Raw genomic sequence first — 20,954 nt, 5'->3', positions numbered from 1 at the left:
TCATGGCCGAGGGTGCTGCCGGCCACGCTGGCAGCCCTCGGCGATTCGTGCCGCCGCCGCGCGCGGCGGTGGACCCGGCGGTGTTCGATCATCCGCTGTTTGCCCGGGTGCGTGCCTTCCGCGATCTTCTGTCCGGCGACCGCTGGCCGACCGTTGCCGAGCTGGATGCGCGGCTGGCGTTGCGCGGGCGGCGACTGGTCGAGCAGGATGCGGCGTTGCTGGCCGATGGCCTGCACTATGAAACGCGCATCGCGCAGGGGCGTATCGCCACCCGTGCGGCGAGCTGGCACGATCTGTTCAACGCACTGGTGTGGGCGTGTCACCCGCAGCTGAAGCACGCGCTCAACAGGCGGCAATGCCTGCACGTCGCCACGATGCCAACCGGTCAACGCAATCGCGCGCAGGCGGCGCTGACCCAGTTCGACGAGACCGGCGTGATCGTGTGCGTCCAGGACGATGCGCTGATCGCTGCGTGGGACGCCCACGACTGGCCGATGCTGTTCGCGCCGCCGCACTGGCAGGCCGGTCGCATCACCATCGCCGCGGTGTTCGGCCATGCACTGATGGAACAGGCGTTGCTGCCGGGGCGCCTGCTGGTCGGCAAGTGCGTGGTGGTGCGCGGCGATGAAGAGGGTGCCTGCATCGAGACCGTGGCCCGGGCGATCGAGCAGGGCGCGACGGTGACCGATCCGCTGCAGCTGCGCCCGCTGCCACTGGCCGGAATCCCCGGCTGGCACCCGCAGCAGGACGCCGCCTTCCATGGCAACGCCGACTACTTCCGCCCGCTGCGGCAGGGCCGCCTGTACCCGCCGCCGCTCTTGCCCCGGTAGCGCCGGGCCATGCCCGGCGCTGGATTGACAGCAACGCCGGGAGGGCTCGGTGTTACGAAGACGGGTACTCGACGCTGATCACCGCGAAGGTGAACCGGCCGCCCGGCAGTTCCACCGAGAATTCATCGTCCAGGCGCTTCTTCAGCACGGCCCGCGCCAGCGGCGAGTCGATGCTGATCCAGCCCAGGCCGGCGTCGGTTTCATCCGGCCCAACGATGCGGTAACGGCTGGTCTCACCACTGTCGATGTTCTCCAGTTCGATCCATGCACCGAAGAACACCGCTTGTGGATCGGTCGGCGTGGTATCGACCACACGCAGCGATTCGAGCCGCTTGGTCAGGTAGCGCACGCGGCGGTCGATTTCACCCAACTGCTTCTTGCGGTAGGTGTACTCAGCGTTCTCCGAGCGGTCGCCCTCGGCGGCGGCAGCGGCCAGCGCCTTCACCACCTCGGGCCGGCGTACCCGCCACAGGTCGTCCAGCTCGGCTTTCAGCCGGGCGTGGCCGGCGGCGGTGATCAGGGCGGTGCTTTTCTCTGCGGGCGGACGCCAACGGGACATGTAATACAGCTTCTTCTCAGGAATACGAAAGGGCCTCAGCGCTTGCCGCCGAAGATGCCGCCCAGGATGCCGCGCACGATCTGGTTGCCCAGCTTGGTCCCGACCGTGCGCGTGGTCTGCTTGGCCATGGTTTCAATCATGCCCTGGCGACGCTTGGTGCCGAAGATCGCATCCTTGATCGCCTGGCCGAATCCACCTTCCTGTGCCTCGTCCTGCTCGCGGCTGCGCGAGGCCGGGGTCTGGGCCTGCTCCACGCTCTTCTGCGCCCGCTGGGCCAGCAGCTCGGCGGCCGATTCACGGTTGACCGCCGTGTCGTAGCGGCTGCCGACCGGGCTGCCGGCACGCACCTGCGCGCGCTCGGCCTCGGTGACCGGCCCCATCCGGCAGCGGGGCGGCGCGATCATCGTCTGCTGGACCGGCATCGGCACGCCCTTGTCCTGCAACGTGGAAACCAGTGCTTCACCGGTGCCGAGCTGGCTCAGCACCTTGGCGACATCCAGCTTCGGGTTCGGCACGAAGGTTTCGGCAGCGGTCCTGACCGCCTTCTGGTCGCGCGGCGTGAAGGCCCGCAGCGCGTGCTGCACGCGGTTGCCGAGCTGGCCCAGGATGTTGGAGGGCACGTCGTCGGGGAACTGCGAGCAGAAGTACACGCCCACGCCCTTGGAGCGGATCAGTCGCACCACCTGCTCGATGCGCTGCACCAGCGAGGAAGGCGCATCGTCGAACAGCAGGTGGGCCTCGTCGAAGATGAACACCAGCTTGGGCTTGTCGAGGTCGCCCACTTCCGGCAGCTGTTCGAACAGTTCCGACAGCAGCCAGAGCAGGAAGGTCGAGTACAGCTTGGGCTTGAGCACCAGCTGGTCGGCGGCGAGGATGCCGATCACACCGCGGCCGTCGTGATTGACCCGCATGATGTCGGCCAGTTCCAGTGCCGGCTCGCCGAAGAAATTCTCACCGCCGTCCTGCGCCAGCCGCAGCACGGCACGCTGGATCGCTGCGATCGACTGCGCGCTGACCAGTCCGTACTCGGTGGAAATGTCCTTGCGCTCTTCGGCGACCAGGCCGAGCAGGGCCCGCAGATCATCCATGTCCAGCAACAGCAGGCCGCGGTCGTCGGCCAGCTTGAACACGATGTCCAGCACGCCGGCCTGGGTGTCATTCAATTCGAGGATGCGCGCGAGCAGGGTCGGCCCCATCTCGCTGACGGTGGTGCGCACCGGGTGGCCGAGTTTTCCGTACAGGTCCCAGAAGATGGCCGGGCTGCCCGCCGGCGCATAGTCGGCCACGCCGATGTCCGCGGCGCGCTTCAGCAGCGCTTCGCTGCCCGTGCCGGGCACGGCCAGGCCGGACACATCGCCCTTCACATCAGCGAGGAACACCGGAACCCCGAGCCGCGAGAATCCTTCTGCCAGGGTCATCAGGGTCACGGTCTTGCCGGTGCCGGTGGCGCCCGCCACCAGCCCGTGGCGGTTGCCGAGTTTCGGCAGCAGGGTGACGGCCACATCGTCGGTGATGCCTTTGCCGAGCAGAATCGGATCCATGGTCCAGCCCTTGTGGTGAATGCGCCCAATGTTAACCGGCAGCGATGACGGCCCGAAGGTCGGCTTGCCCCGACCTTGGCGGCGCCGCTACTCTGCCTGCCTGTTTCGCACACAGTGCCAAAAATGCCCGTTCCTGTCCTGATTTCCCGCACCTGGCCGTTGCTGGCCCTGGCTGGCCTGGTTTCCCTGGCCCCCGATGCCCACGCCCAGCGGGTTTCCGCCCGGGACAAAGTGAAGGTAGATGCCCTGCAGCAGCGCATGACGGCTGCCGAGAAGCGTTACAGCGATGCGCTGCTGCTGGTGGCCAACGCCGACCCCAAGGGCAGCAACGAGGCCGACGCGGCGCTGGAGGACATGGAGGATGTCATCAGTGAGTGCGTGAAGCAGAAGGGTTGCCAGATGAGCAACATGCTGGCCACCTACAAGCGCCTGCTCAAGCGCGATGCCGATGCGGCCGCCGAAGACGAGGGCGGTGAACTGCCCGCCGAGCGGCTGGAAGCCGACCCCGACCATATCGGTCCGTTGACCGCCGACGTGCCGGAAGCCGCACGCGCAGCGGCACTGCTCAACGACAAGCGGCACGCCTTCGACAACATGGTCGAGTACAACCCGGCCGTCCAGGCCGGCATCCGCCGCTGGCTGACCGACATGCGTCCGGCGCTGCTGACCAGCTACGAGAACTACCAGAACCTGCGTGCCGTGATGTGGCCGGAGTGGGAGAAGCGCGGCCTGCCCGAAGCGCTCCTGTTCGGCATCATGGCCAAGGAATCCAATGGGCGCGTGCATGCGTCCTCGCGCGCTGGCGCCGCCGGCCTGATGCAGTTCATGCCGGCCACCGGGCGGCGTTTCGGCCTCGGTCCGGACGGCACCGGGTTCGATACCCGCTTTGATGCCCACAGCGCTGCTGAAGCCAGTGCGACCTATCTCAACGAGCGCATGCGCGAGCTCAACAACAACATCGAGTTGTCGCTGGCCGGGTACAACGGGGGTGAAGGGCGCGCCCTGCGCGTGGCGCGCGAGAATCCGGGGCAGAGCTTCTGGGTCGACCGTGTCTACAACCAGTTCCCCGGTGAAACCAAGGATTACGTGCCGATGGTGATCGCTGCGGCATGGATCTTCCTGCACCCCCAGCAGTACGGCGTGGAGTTCCCGAAGATCAGCGCGCAGCCGGCCACCCTGCGCCTGGCGCGCTCGACCACCATCTACGAGCTGACCATCTGCCTGGGCAGCCACGGTACCCGTGATGGCTACATGCGTGCGCTGCGCAACCTCAATCCGCGTTATGAGGCCGATGGCTGGATTCCGGCCGGCACCCTGATCAACGCAACCACCCGCATCGCGAGCCTGTATCAGCGCAACTGCGTGAGCGGACCGCGTGCCGACCTGGCGCGCACCCTGATCACGGCCGACCTCAATGCCGCCATCGTGCGGCCAAGCGCTGCCAGCTACACCGGCAGCGTGGCGGTGGGCGGCGTGGTGCCGGTGGCCGATGCGGCCAGTTCGACCAGCGTACCGACCGCACCGGTGGCGGCAGTGGCCGCGCCTCGGCCGGCACCGGCCGCGCGACCGAAGCCGGCACGCAGCTACAAGGTCGGCCGCGGCGAGACGCTGGGCCGCATCGCGGCCAAGTTCCAGTGCGACGTGCCGACGCTGGCACGCGCCAACGGTCTGAAGGCACCGGCCTACAGCCTGCGCCACGGCCAGGTGCTGAAGCTGCAGGGCTGCGAAAAGTAATCTCCACGACCTCTGGAACTGCCATGGACCTTGAAGCAACCCGCAACCTGTTCGCCAATCTGCGCGAAAACACCGACTGGGACATCAGCGGCCCGCTGCTGTGGGGCTATTTCTTCGTGCATTCCACTGCCGAGCCGCTGCAGGCACTGGCCGCGCATCTGCAGGCGCAGGGCTACACCCTGGTGGAGGTGTTCGAGCAGGAGCCGGACGAGGGGGACGCGCCGTTCCACGTGCTGCATGTGGAGCGCGTGGAGGTCCACGACGAAGCGTCGCTGGATCGCCGCAACCAGGAGCTGGCAGCGCTGGCAGCGCAGATGGGTGTGGAAGACTACGACGGCATGGACGTCGGCCCGGCCCCCACCCTGCAGTAGGGGCCTGTGCGTAGTGCCGGGCGCGTGCCCGGCGCTGCGCAGCAACCCGGTGGCGGGATTGTCAGCGCAGCGTGGCCAGGGCCTGGCCCAGCTGCACCGGTGACTCCGCAGCCAGGTGTGGAGCGAACTCCGCCACGCCCGGCGGCAGCAGCACGACCACGGTCGAGCCATAGTTGAAGCGTGCCATCTCCGCGAAGCGCTCCAGGCGGATGCCCTGGCCGCGATAGTCCTTGCGGGTGATGCGGTCACCGTACTGAGGGATCTCCTCGCCGCTCCACACTGTCTCCACGCCGGAGACCAGCAGCGCGCCGACCATCACGCTCACCATCGGGCCGAAGCTGGTATCGAAATGGCAGACCAGGCGCTCGTTGCGTGCGAACAGGCGTGGCACGCCTGCCACGGCGGCCGGACCCACGCTGAAAAGGCGGCCTGGCACATGCACGGTCTCGCGCAGGGTGCCGGTCCAGGGCATGTGCACACGGTGGTAGTCGCGCGGGGACAGGTAGACGGTCGCGTACAGGCCGTCGTTGAACGGCTTGGCGTCCTCGGCGCTGCCCAGCAGCTCGGCGGCGGTGAACGACTGGCCCTTGGCCTGGAAGATGCGGCCGGCCTCGATGTTGCCGAGCTGGCTGACACGGCCGTCGGCCGGCATCACCAGGGTGCGCGGATCGGCATCGGCCACGCGTGCACCCGGTTTCAGCGCACGGGTGAAGAACTGGTTGAAGGTGGCGTAACTGCGCGGGTCGGGGTTGGCGGCTTCGTCCAGATTGACGTTGAACCTGCGGCTGACGGTGTCGATCAGCCAGCGCGACACGCGCGGGTTGTCCGAGTACGCCAGCGAGCGCGCCATCGAGGACAACAGGCGATGGGGCAGGGCGTATGTCAGGGCGGTGGTGAGGCTCATGGGGCGGTTTTCTCGGTCAGCTTCTGCAGGTCGCGGGCGATCGCCGGCGCGTTGAACGGGGGGCGCACCAGGCCGGCGAGCCGGCCCTGCGGATCGAGCACGGCCAGGCTGGCCGAGTGCTCGACGGTGTAATCCTCGGGATTCTCATCGAAATGCTTGCCCGGCACCTTCTGGAACACGAAGCCCAGTGCGGTGGCGAAGCGTTCCAGCGAAGGGACGTCGGCGGTGGCCGCCAGGGTGTCCTTGTGGAAGCCGTGCGCGTACTCGCCAAGGCGGGTGGCGCTGTCGCGCTCGGGATCGACGGAGACGAACAGCACCCGCGGACGCAGCCCGTCGGGCAGTGCTTCCCACTGCTGCTGCGCACCGGCCAGTTCGGCCAGGGTGGTCGGGCACACGTCGGGGCAGAAGGTGAACCCCAGGAACACCAGGGTCCAATGGCCCTTCAACTCGCCCGGAATGAGCCGCGTGCCATCGGACTGGGCCAGGTTGAAGTCGGGCAGCTCGCGCGGCTGCGGGTACAGGGTGATCGCTTCGGTGGCCGGCTGGCCGGCCGGGGGCTTCGGAGCAAAGACCTGCTGCGCGGCGAGCAGGCCCAGGCCCGCCGCCAGGGCGATCAGCAGGATGATGCCGACGTTGCGATTGAACATGGGAGCCCCCGCGCGAAGTGGTCCCCATCATACCGGCTGCGGCCTGATCGTTTCCGTCGCAACGGATGCCGGCGCAGGCGCCAGCCCCTATAATCGGGGGCCACTTTGCCCGCAGTACCGCCATGACCGCTGAAACGGCCGCCGAACTCCACACGATCATCGACCTGATCCGCTACGGCACCAGCCGTTTCAACGCCGCCGGGCTGACCTTCGGGCACAGCTACGACAACGCCCTGGACGAGGCGACCCAACTGGTGTTGCACAGCCTGCACCTGCCGCATGACCTGGGCCCGGCGTATGGCCAGGCGCGGTTGCTGCAGGAGGAGAAGGTGCGGGTGCTGGAGCTGTTCCAGCGCCGCATCGACGAACGTATCCCGGCCGCCTACCTGACCGGCGAGGCGTGGTTCGCCGGCCTGAGCTTCAAGAGCGACGCGCGCGCCCTGGTGCCGCGTTCGCCGATCGCCGAGCTGATCGAGTGTGGTTTCGAACCATGGCTGGCCGGCCGCGACGTCAGCCGCGCGCTGGATCTGTGCACGGGTTCGGGCTGCATCGCCATCGCAATGGGCCACTATTACCCGAACTGGGAGGTGGACGGCGTGGACCTGAGCGACGACGCACTGTCGCTGGCCGAAGAGAACAAGGAGCGCCTGCAGGCGCACAACGTCACGCTGATCAAGTCCGACCTGTTCAGTGGCCTGACCGGCCGCCATTACGACCTGATCGTCACCAACCCGCCGTACGTCACCAACGACGAGACCGATGCCCTGCCGCAGGAATATTCCTACGAGCCGGAAATGGGCCTGCGTGCCGGCGATGACGGCCTGGACCTGGTGCTGAAGATCCTGCGCGATGCGCCGCTGCACCTGAGCGAGGACGGCCTGCTGATCTGCGAAGTGGGCGAGTCCGAGCAGCACCTGGTCAAGCTGCTGCCGGAAGTGGACTTCGCCTGGATCGAGTTCAAGGTCGGGCAGATGGGCATTTTCGCGGTCGAATGCCGCGAGCTGATCGCCCACAGCGCCCGCATCACCGAACTGGCGGCGCAACGGCCGTGAGCTCCAATTCGTTCGGCAAGCTGTTCACCGTCACCACGTTCGGCGAGTCGCACGGGCCGGCCATCGGCTGCGTGATCGATGGCTGTCCGCCCGGGCTGGCGCTGGACGCGGCCGAATTTGCCCACGATCTGCAGCGCCGTGCCACCGGCAAGAGCCGGCACACGTCGGCGCGGCGCGAGGCCGATGAGGTCGAGATCCTGTCCGGCGTGTACGAGGGCCTGACCACCGGCACGCCGATCGCGCTGCTGATCCGCAACACCGATCAGCGCAGCAAGGACTACGCGAACATCGGCCAGCAGTTCCGGCCGGGCCATGCCGACTACAGCTACTGGCACAAGTACGGCATCCGCGATCCGCGGGGCGGTGGCCGTTCCTCGGCGCGCGAGACCACCATGCGCGTGGCCGCGGGCGTGGTCGCCAAGAAGTGGCTGTCCGAGCGCTTCGGCGTCACCGTGCGCGGGTATCTGTCGCAGCTGGGCGGGATCACTCCTGCAGGTTTCGACTGGTCGGCGGTGGAAGACAATCCGTTCTTCTGGCCGCACGCCGCGCAGGTGCCGGAGCTGGAGGCGTACATGGATGCGCTGCGCAAGTCCGGCGATTCGGTCGGCGCGCGCGTGGACGTGGTTGCCGACAACGTGCCCCCGGGCTGGGGCGAGCCGATCTACGGCAAGCTCGATGGCGAGCTTGCGGCGGCGCTGATGAGCATCAACGCGGTCAAGGGCGTGGAGATCGGCGACGGGTTCGCCAGCGCGGCCCAGAAGGGCACCGAACACCGTGACCTGCTGACCCCGCAGGGTTTCGCCAGCAATCACGCGGGCGGCATCCTGGGCGGCATTTCCACCGGCCAGCCGGTGGTTGCGTCGATGGTGTTGAAGCCGACCTCCAGCCTGCGCCTGCCGGGCCCATCGCTGGACACCGCCGGCAACGTGGTCGAAGTGGTCACCACTGGCCGCCATGATCCCTGCGTCGGCATCCGCGCCACGCCGATCGCCGAAGCGATGGTGGCGCTGGTGCTGATGGACCAGGCATTGCGTCACCGCGCGCAATGCGGCGATGTCGGCACCATCACGCCCCGCATTCCCGGGCAGGTCGATGGCTGAAACGCGGCCGACGGTGTGGGTGAGCCAGCCGCTGATCGAGGCGGTCATCGCGCCGCTGCGTGATCGCGTGCAGCTGCGCACCACCGACGCCGTCACCGTGTGGTCGCCTGAGCAGATCGCCGCACAACTGGCCAGCGCCGATGGCGCGATCATCACCCTCAACGAGCGTATCGGCGCGGCCGAGCTGGCCAATGCCTCGCGGCTGCAGGTCGTTGCCAACGTCGGCGTGGGCTACAACAACCTGGATGTGACCGCGCTCAGCGCGGCGGGCATCCTGGCCAGCAATACCCCCGACGTGCTTACCGAGACCACCGCCGATCTGGGCTTCGCACTGCTGATGGCCGCCGCGCGCCGGATCACCGAATCCGAGCGCTGGCTGCGTGAAGGGCACTGGCAGCAATGGTCGTTCCAGACCATGCTCGGTGCCGACATCCACGGCAGCACCCTGGGCATTCTCGGCATGGGGCGGATCGGCCAAGGCATCGCCCGTCGCGGCGCGCATGGTTTCGGCATGAAGGTGCTGTACCACAACCGCTCGCGACTGCCAGCAGATGCCGAAGCAGCAGTCGGTGCCGCTTATGTCGATCTGGATACGCTGCTGGCGCAGTCCGACCATCTGGTGCTCGTGCTGCCTTACACCCCGGCCTCGCACCACCTGATCGACGCCGCTGCGCTGGCGAAGATGAAACCGACGACCACGCTGGTGAACATCGCGCGCGGAGGCCTGGTCGACGAAACAGCGCTGGCCGATGCACTGGCCCAGGGGCGCCTGGCCGCTGCCGGGCTGGACGTCTACGAAGGCGAGCCGGCCGTACGCCCGGAACTGCTGGCGCTGCGCAACGTCGTGCTGACCCCGCACATCGGCAGCGCTTCGCTGGCCACGCGTACGGCGATGGTGCAGCGGGCCGTGGACAACCTGCTGGCCGCGCTCGGCCTGGCCGGCGGGCCGGCGCACATGCCGAGCGCGATCAATGCCGACGCAGCGCTGGCCGCACGTGCCGCCCTGGGCAAAAAAAACGGGAAACGATAGGGAGCCTCCGCGCGTTCCGTCCGAGGAGGTTCCCCGAACCCAGCTGTCGTGCGTGAATTTTTCCCATCCGTTTTCTTGAGAGTTCCCCCATGAGCAATGCACAACGCCGCTTCCATGTCGCCATCGTCGGTGCCACCGGCGCCGTCGGCGAGACCATGCTGGCCATCTTGGCCGAGCGCGGTTTCCCGGTCGGAACCCTGAGCCTGCTTGCCTCCGAGCGTTCGGCCGGTGGTGAGGTCGAGTTCAACGGCGAGAAGGTCAGGATCCAGGACCTGGCGAGCTTCGATCCGAAGGGTGTGGAGATCGCCCTGTTCTCCGCAGGTGGCAGCGTCTCCAAGGAGTACGCACCGAAGTTCGCCGCCGCCGGTGCGGTGGTGATCGACAACTCCTCGGCCTTCCGTTACGACGATGACGTGCCGCTGGTGGTATCGGAGGTCAATCCGGACCAGATCGGCAATCGTCCGCGCGGCATCATCGCCAACCCCAACTGCTCGACCATGCAGATGCTGGTCGCGCTGGCGCCGCTGCATCGTCGCTATGGCATCGAGCGCATCAACGTCTCCACCTATCAGTCGGTGTCCGGCGGTGGACGCTCCGCACTGGAGGAGCTGGGCAAGCAGACCGGCCAGCTGCTGAGTTTCCAGGAGATCGATCCGCAGCGTTTCCCGGTGCAGATCGCCTTCAACCTGATCCCGCACATCGACGACTTCCAGGACAACGGCTTCACCAAGGAAGAAATGAAGCTGGTGTGGGAGACCCGCAAGATCCTGGGCGACGACAGCATCCTGGTGAACCCGACCGCGGTGCGCGTGCCGGTGTTCTACGGCCATTCCGAGTCGGTGGCGATCGAGACCCGCGACAAGGTCACCGTGGCCGAGGCCCGTGCGCTGCTTGAACAGTCGCCCGGCATCGAGGTGGTCGACCGCCATGAAGCCGGCGGCTATCCGACGCCGGTCACCCACGCATCGGGAACCGATGCGGTGTACGTCGGCCGCATCCGCGAGGATCTGTCGCATCCGCGTGGCCTCAATCTGTGGATCGTGTCGGACAACGTGCGCAAGGGTGCAGCCCTGAACGCGGTGCAGCTGGCAGAGCTGGTCGCTGCCGAGCAGCGTTGATCGACAGCCCGGGCGCCCTGGGCTGCTCTGTGCGTGCGGACCCCGGTCCGCACGCTTTATAGTGTCGCCCATGAATAAACGGGCCAAGGGCGCATCGCGCCCGCTCACCTATCTGTCTGCCGCACTGCTGGCTCTGGCCAGCAGTCCGGTGTTCGCGCTGGGGCTGGGCGACATCCGCGTCCTGTCCAGACCCGGTCAGCCGCTGCTGGCGGAGATTCCGGTGGTGTCCGCCGATCCTTCGGAGCTGGAGAATCTGCGCGTGGCGCTGGCATCGCCAGCCACGTTCGAACGTGTCGGCCTGCAACAGCCGACCGGCCTGGTGGGCGAGCTCCAGTTCGAGCTGACCCGCAATGCGCAGGGGCGGGCCGTGGTGCGGGTCACCTCGCAGATGCCGGTGGAGACGCCGTCGCTGAGCTTCCTGGTCGAGGCCGACTGGGGGCAGGGACGGTTGGTGCGCGAGTATTCGGCCCTGATCGATGCGCCCTCCAGCGCGCTGGCCGTGGCGGAACCGGAAATCGTCGCACCGGCGGGCACGCTCTCCAATACCATCGCCCGCGATCCGCCCGCCGAGGCGGCGGTACCGGCGCCTGCACAGGGCGGGACGCCGGCCAGTGCGACCACGGCGGCTGCACCGGTGCGTCCGCGCGCTGCCGCTGCACCGTCGTTGCCGCCGGCTGCCGATGGCAGCATCACCGTGCAGCGCGGGCAGACCTTGTCGCAGATCGCCAGCGCGGTCGCCCGCGGCAACCAGGTCAGCCGCGACCGGGCGATGATTGCGCTGCTGCGTGCCAATCCCGAGGCCTTCATCCGGGGCAACATCAACCTGCTCAAACAGGGTGCGGTACTGCGCATGCCCGGCAGTGACGCGCTGGCGGCGGTGGATGCGGCCGAAGCCGGTGCCCTGGTCCGCGAACACGCCGCGCAGTGGCGGCAGGCGCGTACCGTGCCGCAGCCGGCAGGCGTTCCTGCACCTGCGGTCGCTGCGCGGGCCACTTCTCCGGCCGCCGCGGCCGGGGCACGACTTGAGATCGCCCCGGCGCTGGCGTCCGACGCCGCGCACGCGGGCACAACCACCGGCACCGGAGCCGGCAGCGAGGGTGACATGCTGGGCAACGAACAACTTCGCCAGGCGCGCGAGGACATCGCCACCCGCGATGCCGAGATCGGCGAGCTGAAACAGCGTGTGGCCGAACTGGAAACGCTGAAGGCACAACAGCAGTCGCTGATCGCGATGAAGGACAACGACCTGGCGGCGGCCCAGCAACGGCTGGCACAGGCGCCGGGCGCGCGTGACGCCGGAACGCCGTGGTACTGGCTGGGACTGCCGGTGCTGCTGGTGCTGGCAGGCGCCGCATGGTTGCTGCGCCGTCGCAAGCCATCGCCGCTGCCGCCGCTGCGCGAGGAAGACGATGCCACAGCTCTGGCGGCGGCCGTGCCGGCCGGTGCCGCGCTCGATACGCTGGCCGAGCAGTCTGCGTGGTCTACCGCCGATGCCGACAGCGGGCGCCAGGAGCCGGCGATGCCGGCCTGGGCGACGATCGCCGACGCCCGATCCGAAGACGGATCGGGCGGCACGGACGAGCAGCCGTCGGGCGATGGCAAGGACGAGGCACCGTTGCCGGAACCCGTGACCGACCTGCCGCGCTGGGACGAACCGGTGGACGAGAGGGGTGTTGGCCGGCCGACGGCCCAGGAAGCCGATTCCGGGGTTTCGGTCCCGGACTACGCGCTCCATGCCGAGCAGCAGCCGCAGTTCCGCGGCGTGTTCGACCTGCCCGCCGATCTGCAGGACAACGACGCCCCGTCGGTGGAGGATGCCGGCGACACCTGGTCGCCCCGCGCCGGGCAGGAACGCCTGGAGCTGGCGATCGCCTACCTGGATCTGGGCGACGCACAGACCGCGCGTACCCTGCTGCTGGAGGTTGCCGAAGAGGGCGACCCGGACTGCCAGGCGCAGGCGCGCGAGCTGCTGGCCCGGCTGCCGTGACCGATACCTTCGACAAGGACCCTGCCATGACCCGCGAGCGTCGCATCGACTATGTTGAGTTCGCGTCCCGCGACCCGGCCGCCAGCCGTGCCTTCTTCGAGAAGGTGTTCGGCTGGTCGTTCGTCGATTACGGCAGCGACTACACCGCCTTCGACGATGGTCGCCTGCAGGGGGGCTTCTTCCGCGGCCAGCCGCAACGCGCTACTGAAGGTGCCCCGCTGCTGGTGCTGTACGCCGATCAGCTGGCCCCCGCCGAAATGGCCGTGCGCCAGGCGGGTGGTGAGGTGGTGCGGCCGGTGTTCTCCTTCCCGGGCGGCAGCCGCTTCCAGTTCGTCGAACCCGGTGGCAATGAACTGGCGGTCTGGTCGGAACGCGATCCGGCCTGAGCGTCGTCCACTCCGCAACATCGAGGTAGCACATGCGTTATGCGCTTGGCGTCGAGTACGACGGCAGCGATTTCAGAGGCTGGCAGAACCTGGGAGAGGGCGGTCCCAGCGTCCAGGCCAGTCTTGAGCAGGCCCTGTCTTCGGTGGCCGACGCGCCGCTGCAGGTGGTCTGCGCTGGCCGAACCGACGCCGGCGTGCACGGCCAGTGCCAGGTCGTGCATTTCGATACCGACGTAGTGCGCGACCCGCGCGCCTGGATGCTGGGTACCACCACCCGCCTGCCGCGCTCGATCGCGGTGCGCTGGTGCGTACCGGTGGCGGAGGATTTCCATGCGCGGTTCTCAGCGCGGGCGCGCCGCTACCGTTACCGGCTGCTCAATCGCGAAGTACGGCCGGCGCTGGACCGGCAGACGCTGAGCTGGGAGCGTCGCGCACTGGACGCGACGCTGATGCACACGGCCGGGCAGGCGCTGCTGGGTGAGAACGACTTCAGCGCGTTCCGCTCGGTCCAGTGCCAGGCCCTGCATGCGCAGCGCGAGCTGCAGTCACTGCAGGTCAGCCGCCACGGCGAGGTGATCGAGGTGGCGGTACAAGGCAATGCATTCCTTCATCACATGGTTCGCAATATCGTCGGTTCGCTGATCCTGGTCGGCAGCGGCGAGAAACCGGTGGAGTGGATCGCCGAGCTGCTGGCCGGAAGGGATCGCACCGTAGCCGGTCCCACTGCACCGCCGCAGGGCCTGGTGTTTCTTGGACCGCTGTACCCCGACAACTGGCATCTGCCCGCCGAGGTCACGCTATGAGCCGCTCCTACTACCGTACACGCATCAAGTTCTGTGGAATGACCCGTGCCGGCGACGTGCGCCTGGCCGGCGAGCTCGGCGTGGATGCGGTGGGTTTCATCTTCGCCCGCGAGAGCAGCCGTCGGGTTGCGCCCGCCGAAGCGCGCGCGATGCGCCAGGCGATCGCGCCGATGGTCGACGTGGTGGCGCTGTTCCGCAACAACAGCAAGGAAGAGGTGCGCGAAGTGCTGCGCACCGTGCGGCCCACCCTGCTGCAGTTCCATGGCGAGGAGGACGAGAGCTTCTGCCGCAGCTTCAACATGCCTTACCTGAAGGCGGTCGCGATGGGGGGACGTGAGGAAGTCAACGCGCGTACCCTGCAACTGCGCTATCCGAGCGCGGCCGGCTTCCTGTTCGACAGCCATGCACCGGGGGGCGGTGGCGGTACCGGTGTTGCATTCGACTGGACCCGCATTCCGACCGGGTTGCATCGGCCATTCCTGCTGGCCGGCGGTCTGACCCCGGACAATGTGTACGACGCGGTGCTGGCGACCCTTCCGTGGGGCGTCGACGTCTCCAGCGGCATTGAACTGGAGCCGGGCATCAAGGACGGCTACAGGATGCGCACCTTCGTCGAGGAAGTGCGCCGCGCCGACTGCACCGTGCTGGAGTAGGACCGGGAGGCTGCGGCGTCACGTTACCTCAGCTGGGCCGCGACCCAGTCCGCCAGGGCGTCGACGCGTGCGTCGGCCTGGCCCTCCGGCCGCGCCAGGACCCAGAAGCCGCCCGTGGCGGCGAAACCCCATGGGGCCAGCAGCCGGCCTGCCGCGAGATCCTCAGCGACCAGCGGCTCCGGCGCGATCGCTGGACCCAGCCCGGCCACCGCCGCTTCCAGCAGGTAGTAAAGGTGTTCGAAACCCGTGCCCAGCCGCAGCCGGGCGGGGTCGAGATCGTGCGCCTGCGCCCACGTCGGCCACGCCTGTGGCCGTGAGCTGGTGTGCAGCAGCGTCTCCTGCAGCAGTGCCGAGGGCGGCACATGGCGCAGGCGCTGCGCCGCCGGATGTGACGGTGCCACCACCACGCCCACCCGCTCGGGCGCCAGCTCGCGCACCTGCCAGCCCCGTGGCCACGGCCCCTGCGCCAGCAGCAGGACCGCATCCAGTGCCGCCTGCGCCTCGGTGAAGCTACCGTCCAGTGCCGACCACTGCAGGCGCACACCGGGCAGTGCGGCCTGCAGGGCGGGGAGGCGCGGAATCATCCAGCGCGCCAGCACGCTGCCGCTGCAGCCCAGTACCAGCGCTGGCGACGCCGCGGGCCGCCGCAGCTCGCGCACGCAGTCTTCGATGCCGGCGAAGGCTTCGCTGCAGGCCGCCTGCAACAGTGTTCCCGATGCGGTCAGGCGCAGGCCACGCCCGGCGCGCTGGAACAGGGCCAGGCCCAGATGATCCTCCAGCAGCTTCAGCTGCCGGCTGACTGCACCGTGGGTGACATGCAGGTCCTGCGCGGCGCGGCCCACACCGCCCAGACGGGCGGTGGCCTCGAACGCGCGCAGGGCATTGAGTGGCGGCAGCAGGGATCGGCTCATGTGAGATTTCCTGACGATAGGTGCCAGATAATATCCATTTTCCGGTCATGACCCGTGCGCTAGAGTATCCACCTGTCTGAATCACCGGTCCCTGCCATGTCTGCCTCCCCCATTGCCGACTACCACGCCTTCCCGGATGCCCAGGGCCACTTCGGCCGCTATGGCGGCAGCTTTGTCGCCGAAACCCTGGTCGGTCCGCTGCAGGAGCTGGCCCAGGCCTATGACCAGGCCCGCCAGGACCCCGCGTTCCAGGCGGCCTACGACCGCGATCTGGCTCATTACGTGGGCCGGCCGAGCCCGATCTATCACGCCCAGCGCCTGAGCGACCACGTCGGCGGCGCACAGATCCTGCTCAAGCGCGAGGACCTGAACCACACCGGTGCGCACAAGATCAACAACACCATCGGCCAGGCGCTGCTGGCGGCGCGGATGGGCAAGACGCGCATCATCGCCGAGACCGGCGCCGGCCAGCATGGCGTCGCCAGCGCCACCGTTGCCGCACGCCTGGGCCTGGAGTGCGTGGTGTACATGGGCGCCACCGACATCGAGCGGCAGAAGATCAATGTCTACCGGATGAAGCTGCTCGGCGCGACGGTGGTGCCGGTCACCTCCGGTTCGGCGACCCTGAAGGATGCGCTCAATGAAGCGATGCGCGACTGGGTGACCAACGTGCAGGACACCTTCTACATCATCGGTACCGTGGCCGGCCCGGACCCGTATCCGCGCATGGTGCGCGATTTCAATGCCATCGTCGGCCGCGAAGCACGCGAACAGATGCTGGCCGAGTATGGCCGGCTGCCGGATGCGATCACGGCATGCGTGGGGGGCGGCAGCAACGCGATCGGCCTGTTCCATGCCTTCCTCAACGACCGCCAGGTCGAGATCGTCGGCGCCGAAGCGGCCGGTGACGGTATCAACACAGGCCGCCATGCCGCCTCGATCGCAGCAGGGCGTCCCGGCGTGCTGCATGGCAACCGCACCTACGTGCTGTGCGACGACGACGGCCAGATCATCGAGACCCACTCGGTGTCGGCCGGCCTGGACTATCCGGGGGTCGGCCCGGAGCACGCGTTCCTGGCCGACAGCGGGCGCGCGCGCTATCTCGGCATCACCGACGAAGAAGCGCTGCAGGCGTTCCATCTGCTGGCACACACCGAGGGCATCCTGCCGGCGCTGGAGTCCAGCCACGCGCTGGCGCAGGCGATCAAGCTGGCGCGCGAGCGTCCGCGCGACCAGATCGTGCTGTGCAATCTGTCCGGGCGTGGCGACAAGGACGTGCATACCATCGCCGCACGCGAAGGGCTGGTGCTGTGAGTCCCATGCTGCGCCATGGTGGCGCGCTGGTACTGGCAGTGGGGCTGGGCGGCTGCACGCCGCCCGATCCGCCGGTGCTGGCGCCCGCGGCGACGTCTCCGGCGGCCATCGCCCCGGCCCGCCAGGTGGCCAGCAACGACGACGATGCCGCCCATCACCCGATCGAGGATGCACCGTTGCCTGCAGCAGGGGAGGTCACGGATGACGGGCCCGCGCCGACGGTGGCTTCGGTCGCGCTGGACCATGCCGGCGAGGTGCTGATCGGCCAGCCTTTCAGCGAACTGCAGGCCGAGGCGCAGTGGCACTCGGCTGGCCTCGCCGAGGCGACGGCCGGGCGCTGCGACTATTACGAGCGCGGCACGCTGCCCGAGGGCGTGGCGATGCTGGTGCAGGACGGCAACGTGGTGCGTTTCGACCTGGCTCCGATCGACGATTCGGGCCTGGTGGTGACCCAGCCCGGGCCGTTCGGACTGCGCCTGGACATGCCGCGTGCGCAGGTGCTGCAGCAGATGCCGCGGGGCGTCATCGCAGCTGCGCTGGGCGTTGATGCCGACGCCGGCGAATCCCTGCTCTGGCAGGACCCCGGTTCCGATCTGGCGATCCGCGTGGAGATCGTGGATGGCACCGTATCCAGAATGCATTGGGGCGCCAGCGGCGCCGTTGACCTGATCGAAGGATGTATCTGACATGCCCGTATCCCGACTCGACGCCTGTTTCCAGCGCCTGCGCGAACAGCAGCGCAAGGCACTGATTCCCTTCGTCACCGCTGGCGATCCTCTGCTGGAAGCAACCGTGCCGGTCATGCATGCACTGGTTGAGGCGGGCGCCGATGTGATCGAACTGGGGGTGCCGTTCTCCGATCCGATGGCCGACGGCCCGACCATCCAGCGCAGTTCCGAACGTGCGCTGGCGCGCGGTGCAGGCAGCCGTTACGTCCTGCAGGCGGTAGCGCAGTTCCGCCAGCGCGATGCGCAGACGCCGGTGGTGCTGATGGGCTATCTCAATCCTGTGGAGATCCATGGCTACGCGGCATTCGCCAAGGCCGCGGTGAGCGCCGGCGTGGATGGCGTGCTGCTGGTCGACCTGCCGCCGGAGGAAGCCGGCGAAGCCCAGCAGGCCTTTGATGCGGAAGGCCTGGCCCTGGTCCTGCTTGCCTCCCCGACCACCAGCCCGGCACGCGCGGACAAGCTGCTCGCGCTGGCGCGGGGCTACCTGTACTACGTCAGTTTTGCCGGTGTCACCGGTGCGTCCGACCGCCTCGACAGCGAGGCCGCCAGCGTACGCCTGCAGGCGCTGCGTGAACGGGCCACGGTCCCGGTGGTGGCCGGCTTCGGCATCCGCGATGCCGCCAGTGCGGCGGCCATGGCGCGCGAGGCAGACGGTGTGGTGGTGGGCAGCGCCCTGGTCGCGGCACTGGCCGAAGCGACCTCGGCCGAAGAGGCGGCCCAGCGGGCGCACGCATTCCTGGCGCCCCTGCGCCAGGCCCTGGACGCCTGACGGCAGCGCCCGGCCATGCCCGACGGTGCGCTGCGGCGTATCCGCCGGGCGTGGCCCGGCGCTGCCTGCGCTAAACGTACGTCCCAGCATGGTTTTTCCGCCGCCGCCCACAGGCCGGCAAGGGGTGCACGGGCGGGGAAAGCGGAGCTAGACTGTCCGCCTTTGCGGCCCCCGGGCCGCCCTGAACGGAAGTGTCCTCCCGCATGAGTTGGCTCAGCAAGTTGATGCCGTCCGGCATCCGCACCGACAACACCCCCAGCAAGAAGCGCAGCGTCCCCGAGGGCCTGTGGGAAAAGTGCAGCAACTGCGGCAGCGCGCTGTACCGGCCGGAACTGGAAGAGAACCTGGAGGTCTGCCCGAAGTGCGGCCACCACATGGCGATCCGCGCGCGCGCGCGCCTGGCCGCGCTGTTCGATGCGGACAGCACCACCGAGATCGGCGCGCGCCTGGGGCCGACCGACCTGCTGAAGTTCAAGGACCAGAAGAAGTACAGCGAGCGCATCAAGATCGCGCAGAAGAACACCGGCGAGTACGACGCGCTGATCGCCATGCGCGGCCTGCTCAAGGGCCGTCCGCTGGTCGCGTCCTCGTTCGATTTCGCCTTCATGGGCGGTTCGATGGGTTCGGTGGTCGGCGAGCGCTTCTCGCTGGCGGCCGAGGCTGCCGTGGAGATCGGCGCGCCTTACGTCTGCTTCTCCGCCAGTGGCGGCGCGCGCATGCAGGAAGGCCTGTTCTCGCTGATGCAGATGGCCAAGACCTCGGCTGCGCTGGGCAAGCTGCGTGAAGCCGGCCTGCCGTACATCTCGGTGCTGACCCATCCCACCACCGGTGGCGTGTCGGCCTCGTTCGCGATGCTGGGTGACATCAACATCGCCGAGCCGCAGGCGCTGATCGGATTCGCCGGTCCGCGCGTGATCGAACAGACCGTGCGCGAGAAACTGCCGGAAGGTTTCCAGCGTTCGGAATTCCTGCTGGAGCATGGTGCCATCGACCAGATCTGCGACCGCCGCGAAATGCGTGACCGCCTGTCCGACCTGCTGGCGATGCTGGGCCGCCAGCCGGCGCCGGAGGTGGCTTGATGGGAGGCCGCAAGTACTTCGGTACTGATGGCATCCGCGGACGTGTCGGTGAGGGAGCGATCTCGGCCGACTTCGTGCTGCGCCTGGGCAATGCGCTGGGCCGCGTGCTGGTGGCCCGGCACGGCCAGGACGGGCGCCGCCCGATCGTGGTGATCGGCAAGGACACCCGCATTTCCGGCTACATGTTCGAGGCGGCGCTGGAGGCGGGCCTGGTCGCTGCCGGCACCGATGTGCAGCTGCTGGGCCCGATGCCCACCCCGGCGGTGGCGTTCCTGACCCGCACCTTGGGCGTTGATGCAGGCATCGTCATCAGTGCTTCGCACAATCCGCATTACGACAACGGCATCAAGTTCTTCTCCGCACAGGGCGAGAAACTGGACGACGCCACCGAACTGGCGCTGGAAGCCGCACTGGACGTGCCGTTCACCACGGCCGAATCGGAGCGGCTGGGCAAGGCGTCGCGCGCGCGCGAGGCGGTAGGCCGCTACATCGAGTTCTGCAAGGCCAGCGTGCCGCGTGCGTTCGATCTGCGTGGCGTACGTCTGGTGCTGGACTGCGCGCATGGTGCCACCTACCAGATCGCCCCGCTGCTGTTCCGCGAGCTGGGTGCCGAGGTCATCGGCATCGGTGCCGAGCCGAACGGGGTGAACATCAATGCCGGCGTCGGTTCGACCCATATCGACAACCTCGCCGCCAAGGTCCGCGAGACCCGTGCCGATCTCGGCATCGCCTTCGACGGTGACGGCGATCGCGTGCTGATGGCTGACGACCAGGGCAATCCGGTCGACGGCGATGACCTGCTGTACATCCTGGCACGCACCTGGCAGGCGGAAGGTCGCCTGCGTGGGCCGGTGGTCGGCACGCTGATGAGCAACTATGGACTGGAGAAGGCGCTGGCCGACCTGCAGATCCCGTTCCAGCGCAGCAACGTCGGCGACCGCTACGTGCACCAGGCGCTGATCGAAGGTGACGGCGTGCTCGGTGGCGAAGCCTCGGGCCATCTGCTGTGCCTGGACCGGGCCACGACCGGTGACGGCATCGTCAGTGCGCTGCAGGTCCTGCTTGCGCTGCGCAGCAGCGGACAGACACTGCGGCAGGCGTTGCAGCCGCTGGTGAAGGTCCCGCAGAAGACGGTGAACGTGCGCTTGGGCAATGTCTCGGCCAAGACCACCGTGCAGGCCGAAAGCGTGCAGTCGGCACTGCTGGAGGCGCAGCAGGCCGTGGCCGGCCGTGGGCGCGCATTCCTGCGCCCGTCCGGCACCGAGCCGGTGGTGCGGGTGACGGTCGAGGCCGATGACGCAACACTGATGCAGGACACGCTGGATCGCCTGTCGGCCGCAGTGAAGGCCGCCGCCGCGGCCTGAGCCCGCAGGTGGTTCCGCAACGGACAACGCCCCGGACGACCGGGGCGTTGTCTGTTCAGAGGGCCGCTGCTGGG

The 20,954-nt window shown here is 68.4% G+C and carries 21 protein-coding genes; 16 read left to right on the top strand and 5 right to left on the bottom strand.

Annotated features, from left to right (window positions below; all coding sequences use genetic code 11):
- Positions 1-2: 2 nt before the first annotated feature.
- Positions 3-830 carry a DUF3025 domain-containing protein gene (locus QMZ25_RS15840; RefSeq protein WP_262100408.1) on the top strand — a complete coding sequence of 276 codons (828 nt, stop codon included), beginning with the start codon at positions 3-5 and terminating at the stop codon, positions 828-830.
- 52 nt (positions 831-882) lie between these two features.
- Here the strand turns inward: QMZ25_RS15840 and greB are convergent, their stop codons facing one another.
- Both greB and QMZ25_RS15830 read right to left on the bottom strand, forming a co-directional pair.
- Entirely contained in the window at positions 883-1,389 is a 507-nt protein-coding gene (gene greB / locus QMZ25_RS15835) for a transcription elongation factor GreB (RefSeq protein ID WP_053516845.1), read from the bottom strand.
- Positions 1,390-1,424: 35 nt separating this feature from the next.
- Entirely contained in the window at positions 1,425-2,930 is a 1,506-nt protein-coding gene (locus QMZ25_RS15830) for a helicase HerA-like domain-containing protein (RefSeq protein WP_345782741.1), read from the bottom strand.
- A gap of 123 nt (positions 2,931-3,053) precedes the next feature.
- Between QMZ25_RS15830 and QMZ25_RS15825 the strand changes: the two genes are divergently transcribed.
- Together QMZ25_RS15825 and QMZ25_RS15820 are read left to right on the top strand one after the other, a co-directional pair.
- Positions 3,054-4,664, top strand: a complete 1,611-nt coding sequence (locus tag QMZ25_RS15825; protein WP_065174896.1) for a transglycosylase SLT domain-containing protein — start codon at positions 3,054-3,056, stop codon at positions 4,662-4,664.
- Between the two features lie 23 nt (positions 4,665-4,687).
- Complete coding sequence (locus tag QMZ25_RS15820; protein WP_053516848.1) at positions 4,688-5,035, top strand: ribonuclease E inhibitor RraB; 348 nt, start codon at positions 4,688-4,690, stop codon at positions 5,033-5,035.
- Between the two features lie 61 nt (positions 5,036-5,096).
- On the opposite strand, the gene asd is transcribed toward QMZ25_RS15820, so the two are convergent.
- A complete protein-coding gene (gene asd, locus QMZ25_RS15815; protein ID WP_053516850.1) occupies positions 5,097-5,939 on the bottom strand; it encodes an archaetidylserine decarboxylase in 843 nt (280 codons plus the stop codon).
- Positions 5,936-6,586 (bottom strand): SCO family protein, encoded by a 651-nt coding sequence (locus QMZ25_RS15810; protein WP_065174897.1) that lies wholly within the window; start codon positions 6,584-6,586, stop codon positions 5,936-5,938. Before QMZ25_RS15810 ends, asd begins: the two co-directional genes overlap by 4 nt.
- 122 nt (positions 6,587-6,708) lie before the next feature.
- Between QMZ25_RS15810 and prmB the strand changes: the two genes are divergently transcribed.
- The 8 genes from prmB to QMZ25_RS15770 all read left to right on the top strand — a co-directional run bounded on the left by prmB (position 6,709) and on the right by QMZ25_RS15770 (position 14,715).
- Positions 6,709-7,638: a 50S ribosomal protein L3 N(5)-glutamine methyltransferase gene (gene prmB, locus QMZ25_RS15805; protein WP_053516852.1), complete on the top strand. Its 930-nt coding sequence runs from the start codon at positions 6,709-6,711 to the stop codon at positions 7,636-7,638.
- Positions 7,635-8,738, top strand: coding sequence for a chorismate synthase (gene aroC / locus QMZ25_RS15800; RefSeq protein WP_279942568.1), 1,104 nt, complete (start codon positions 7,635-7,637; stop codon positions 8,736-8,738). The genes prmB and aroC overlap by 4 nt, the downstream gene beginning before the upstream one ends.
- Complete coding sequence (locus QMZ25_RS15795) at positions 8,731-9,768, top strand: D-glycerate dehydrogenase (RefSeq protein ID WP_283219922.1); 1,038 nt, start codon at positions 8,731-8,733, stop codon at positions 9,766-9,768. The genes aroC and QMZ25_RS15795 overlap by 8 nt, the downstream gene beginning before the upstream one ends.
- An 89-nt stretch (positions 9,769-9,857) precedes the next feature.
- A complete protein-coding gene (locus QMZ25_RS15790) occupies positions 9,858-10,886 on the top strand; it encodes an aspartate-semialdehyde dehydrogenase (protein WP_053516858.1) in 1,029 nt (342 codons plus the stop codon).
- Between the two features lie 70 nt (positions 10,887-10,956).
- The gene (locus QMZ25_RS15785) at positions 10,957-12,873 is read left to right on the top strand and encodes a FimV/HubP family polar landmark protein (RefSeq protein WP_283219921.1); all 1,917 of its coding nucleotides are present in this window, start codon (positions 10,957-10,959) and stop codon (positions 12,871-12,873) included.
- Positions 12,874-12,899: 26 nt separating this feature from the next.
- Positions 12,900-13,259 (top strand): VOC family protein, encoded by a 360-nt coding sequence (locus tag QMZ25_RS15780; RefSeq protein ID WP_074900255.1) that lies wholly within the window; start codon positions 12,900-12,902, stop codon positions 13,257-13,259.
- A gap of 32 nt (positions 13,260-13,291) precedes the next feature.
- A complete protein-coding gene (gene truA / locus QMZ25_RS15775) occupies positions 13,292-14,062 on the top strand; it encodes a tRNA pseudouridine(38-40) synthase TruA (protein ID WP_283219920.1) in 771 nt (256 codons plus the stop codon).
- Entirely contained in the window at positions 14,059-14,715 is a 657-nt protein-coding gene (locus tag QMZ25_RS15770; RefSeq protein ID WP_053520071.1) for a phosphoribosylanthranilate isomerase, read from the top strand. Before truA ends, QMZ25_RS15770 begins: the two co-directional genes overlap by 4 nt.
- Before the next feature lie 23 nt (positions 14,716-14,738).
- Here the strand turns inward: QMZ25_RS15770 and QMZ25_RS15765 are convergent, their stop codons facing one another.
- Positions 14,739-15,626 (bottom strand): LysR family transcriptional regulator, encoded by an 888-nt coding sequence (locus QMZ25_RS15765; RefSeq protein ID WP_053520072.1) that lies wholly within the window; start codon positions 15,624-15,626, stop codon positions 14,739-14,741.
- A gap of 96 nt (positions 15,627-15,722) precedes the next feature.
- Between QMZ25_RS15765 and trpB the strand changes: the two genes are divergently transcribed.
- From trpB to glmM, 5 genes are all read left to right on the top strand, one after another.
- The gene (gene trpB, locus QMZ25_RS15760) at positions 15,723-16,940 is read left to right on the top strand and encodes a tryptophan synthase subunit beta (RefSeq protein WP_053520073.1); all 1,218 of its coding nucleotides are present in this window, start codon (positions 15,723-15,725) and stop codon (positions 16,938-16,940) included.
- A complete protein-coding gene (locus QMZ25_RS15755) occupies positions 16,937-17,626 on the top strand; it encodes a hypothetical protein (protein WP_065181848.1) in 690 nt (229 codons plus the stop codon). The genes trpB and QMZ25_RS15755 overlap by 4 nt, the downstream gene beginning before the upstream one ends.
- 1 nt (position 17,627) lies before the next feature.
- Positions 17,628-18,437, top strand: coding sequence for a tryptophan synthase subunit alpha (gene trpA, locus QMZ25_RS15750; protein WP_065174902.1), 810 nt, complete (start codon positions 17,628-17,630; stop codon positions 18,435-18,437).
- Between the two features lie 203 nt (positions 18,438-18,640).
- On the top strand, positions 18,641-19,516 hold the full coding sequence (gene accD / locus QMZ25_RS15745; protein ID WP_053520076.1) for an acetyl-CoA carboxylase, carboxyltransferase subunit beta: 876 nt from the start codon (positions 18,641-18,643) through the stop codon (positions 19,514-19,516).
- Entirely contained in the window at positions 19,516-20,880 is a 1,365-nt protein-coding gene (gene glmM / locus QMZ25_RS15740; protein WP_053520077.1) for a phosphoglucosamine mutase, read from the top strand. The genes accD and glmM overlap by 1 nt, the downstream gene beginning before the upstream one ends.
- Positions 20,881-20,954: the final 74 nt, after the last annotated feature.

The sequence above is a fragment of the Stenotrophomonas sp. RS-48 genome (genome assembly GCF_030053245.1).
GTDB lineage: Bacteria > Pseudomonadota > Gammaproteobacteria > Xanthomonadales > Xanthomonadaceae > Stenotrophomonas > Stenotrophomonas maltophilia_P.
Note: the sequence above shows the minus strand (reverse complement) of the source record. Positions and strands in the feature narration are given on the sequence as shown.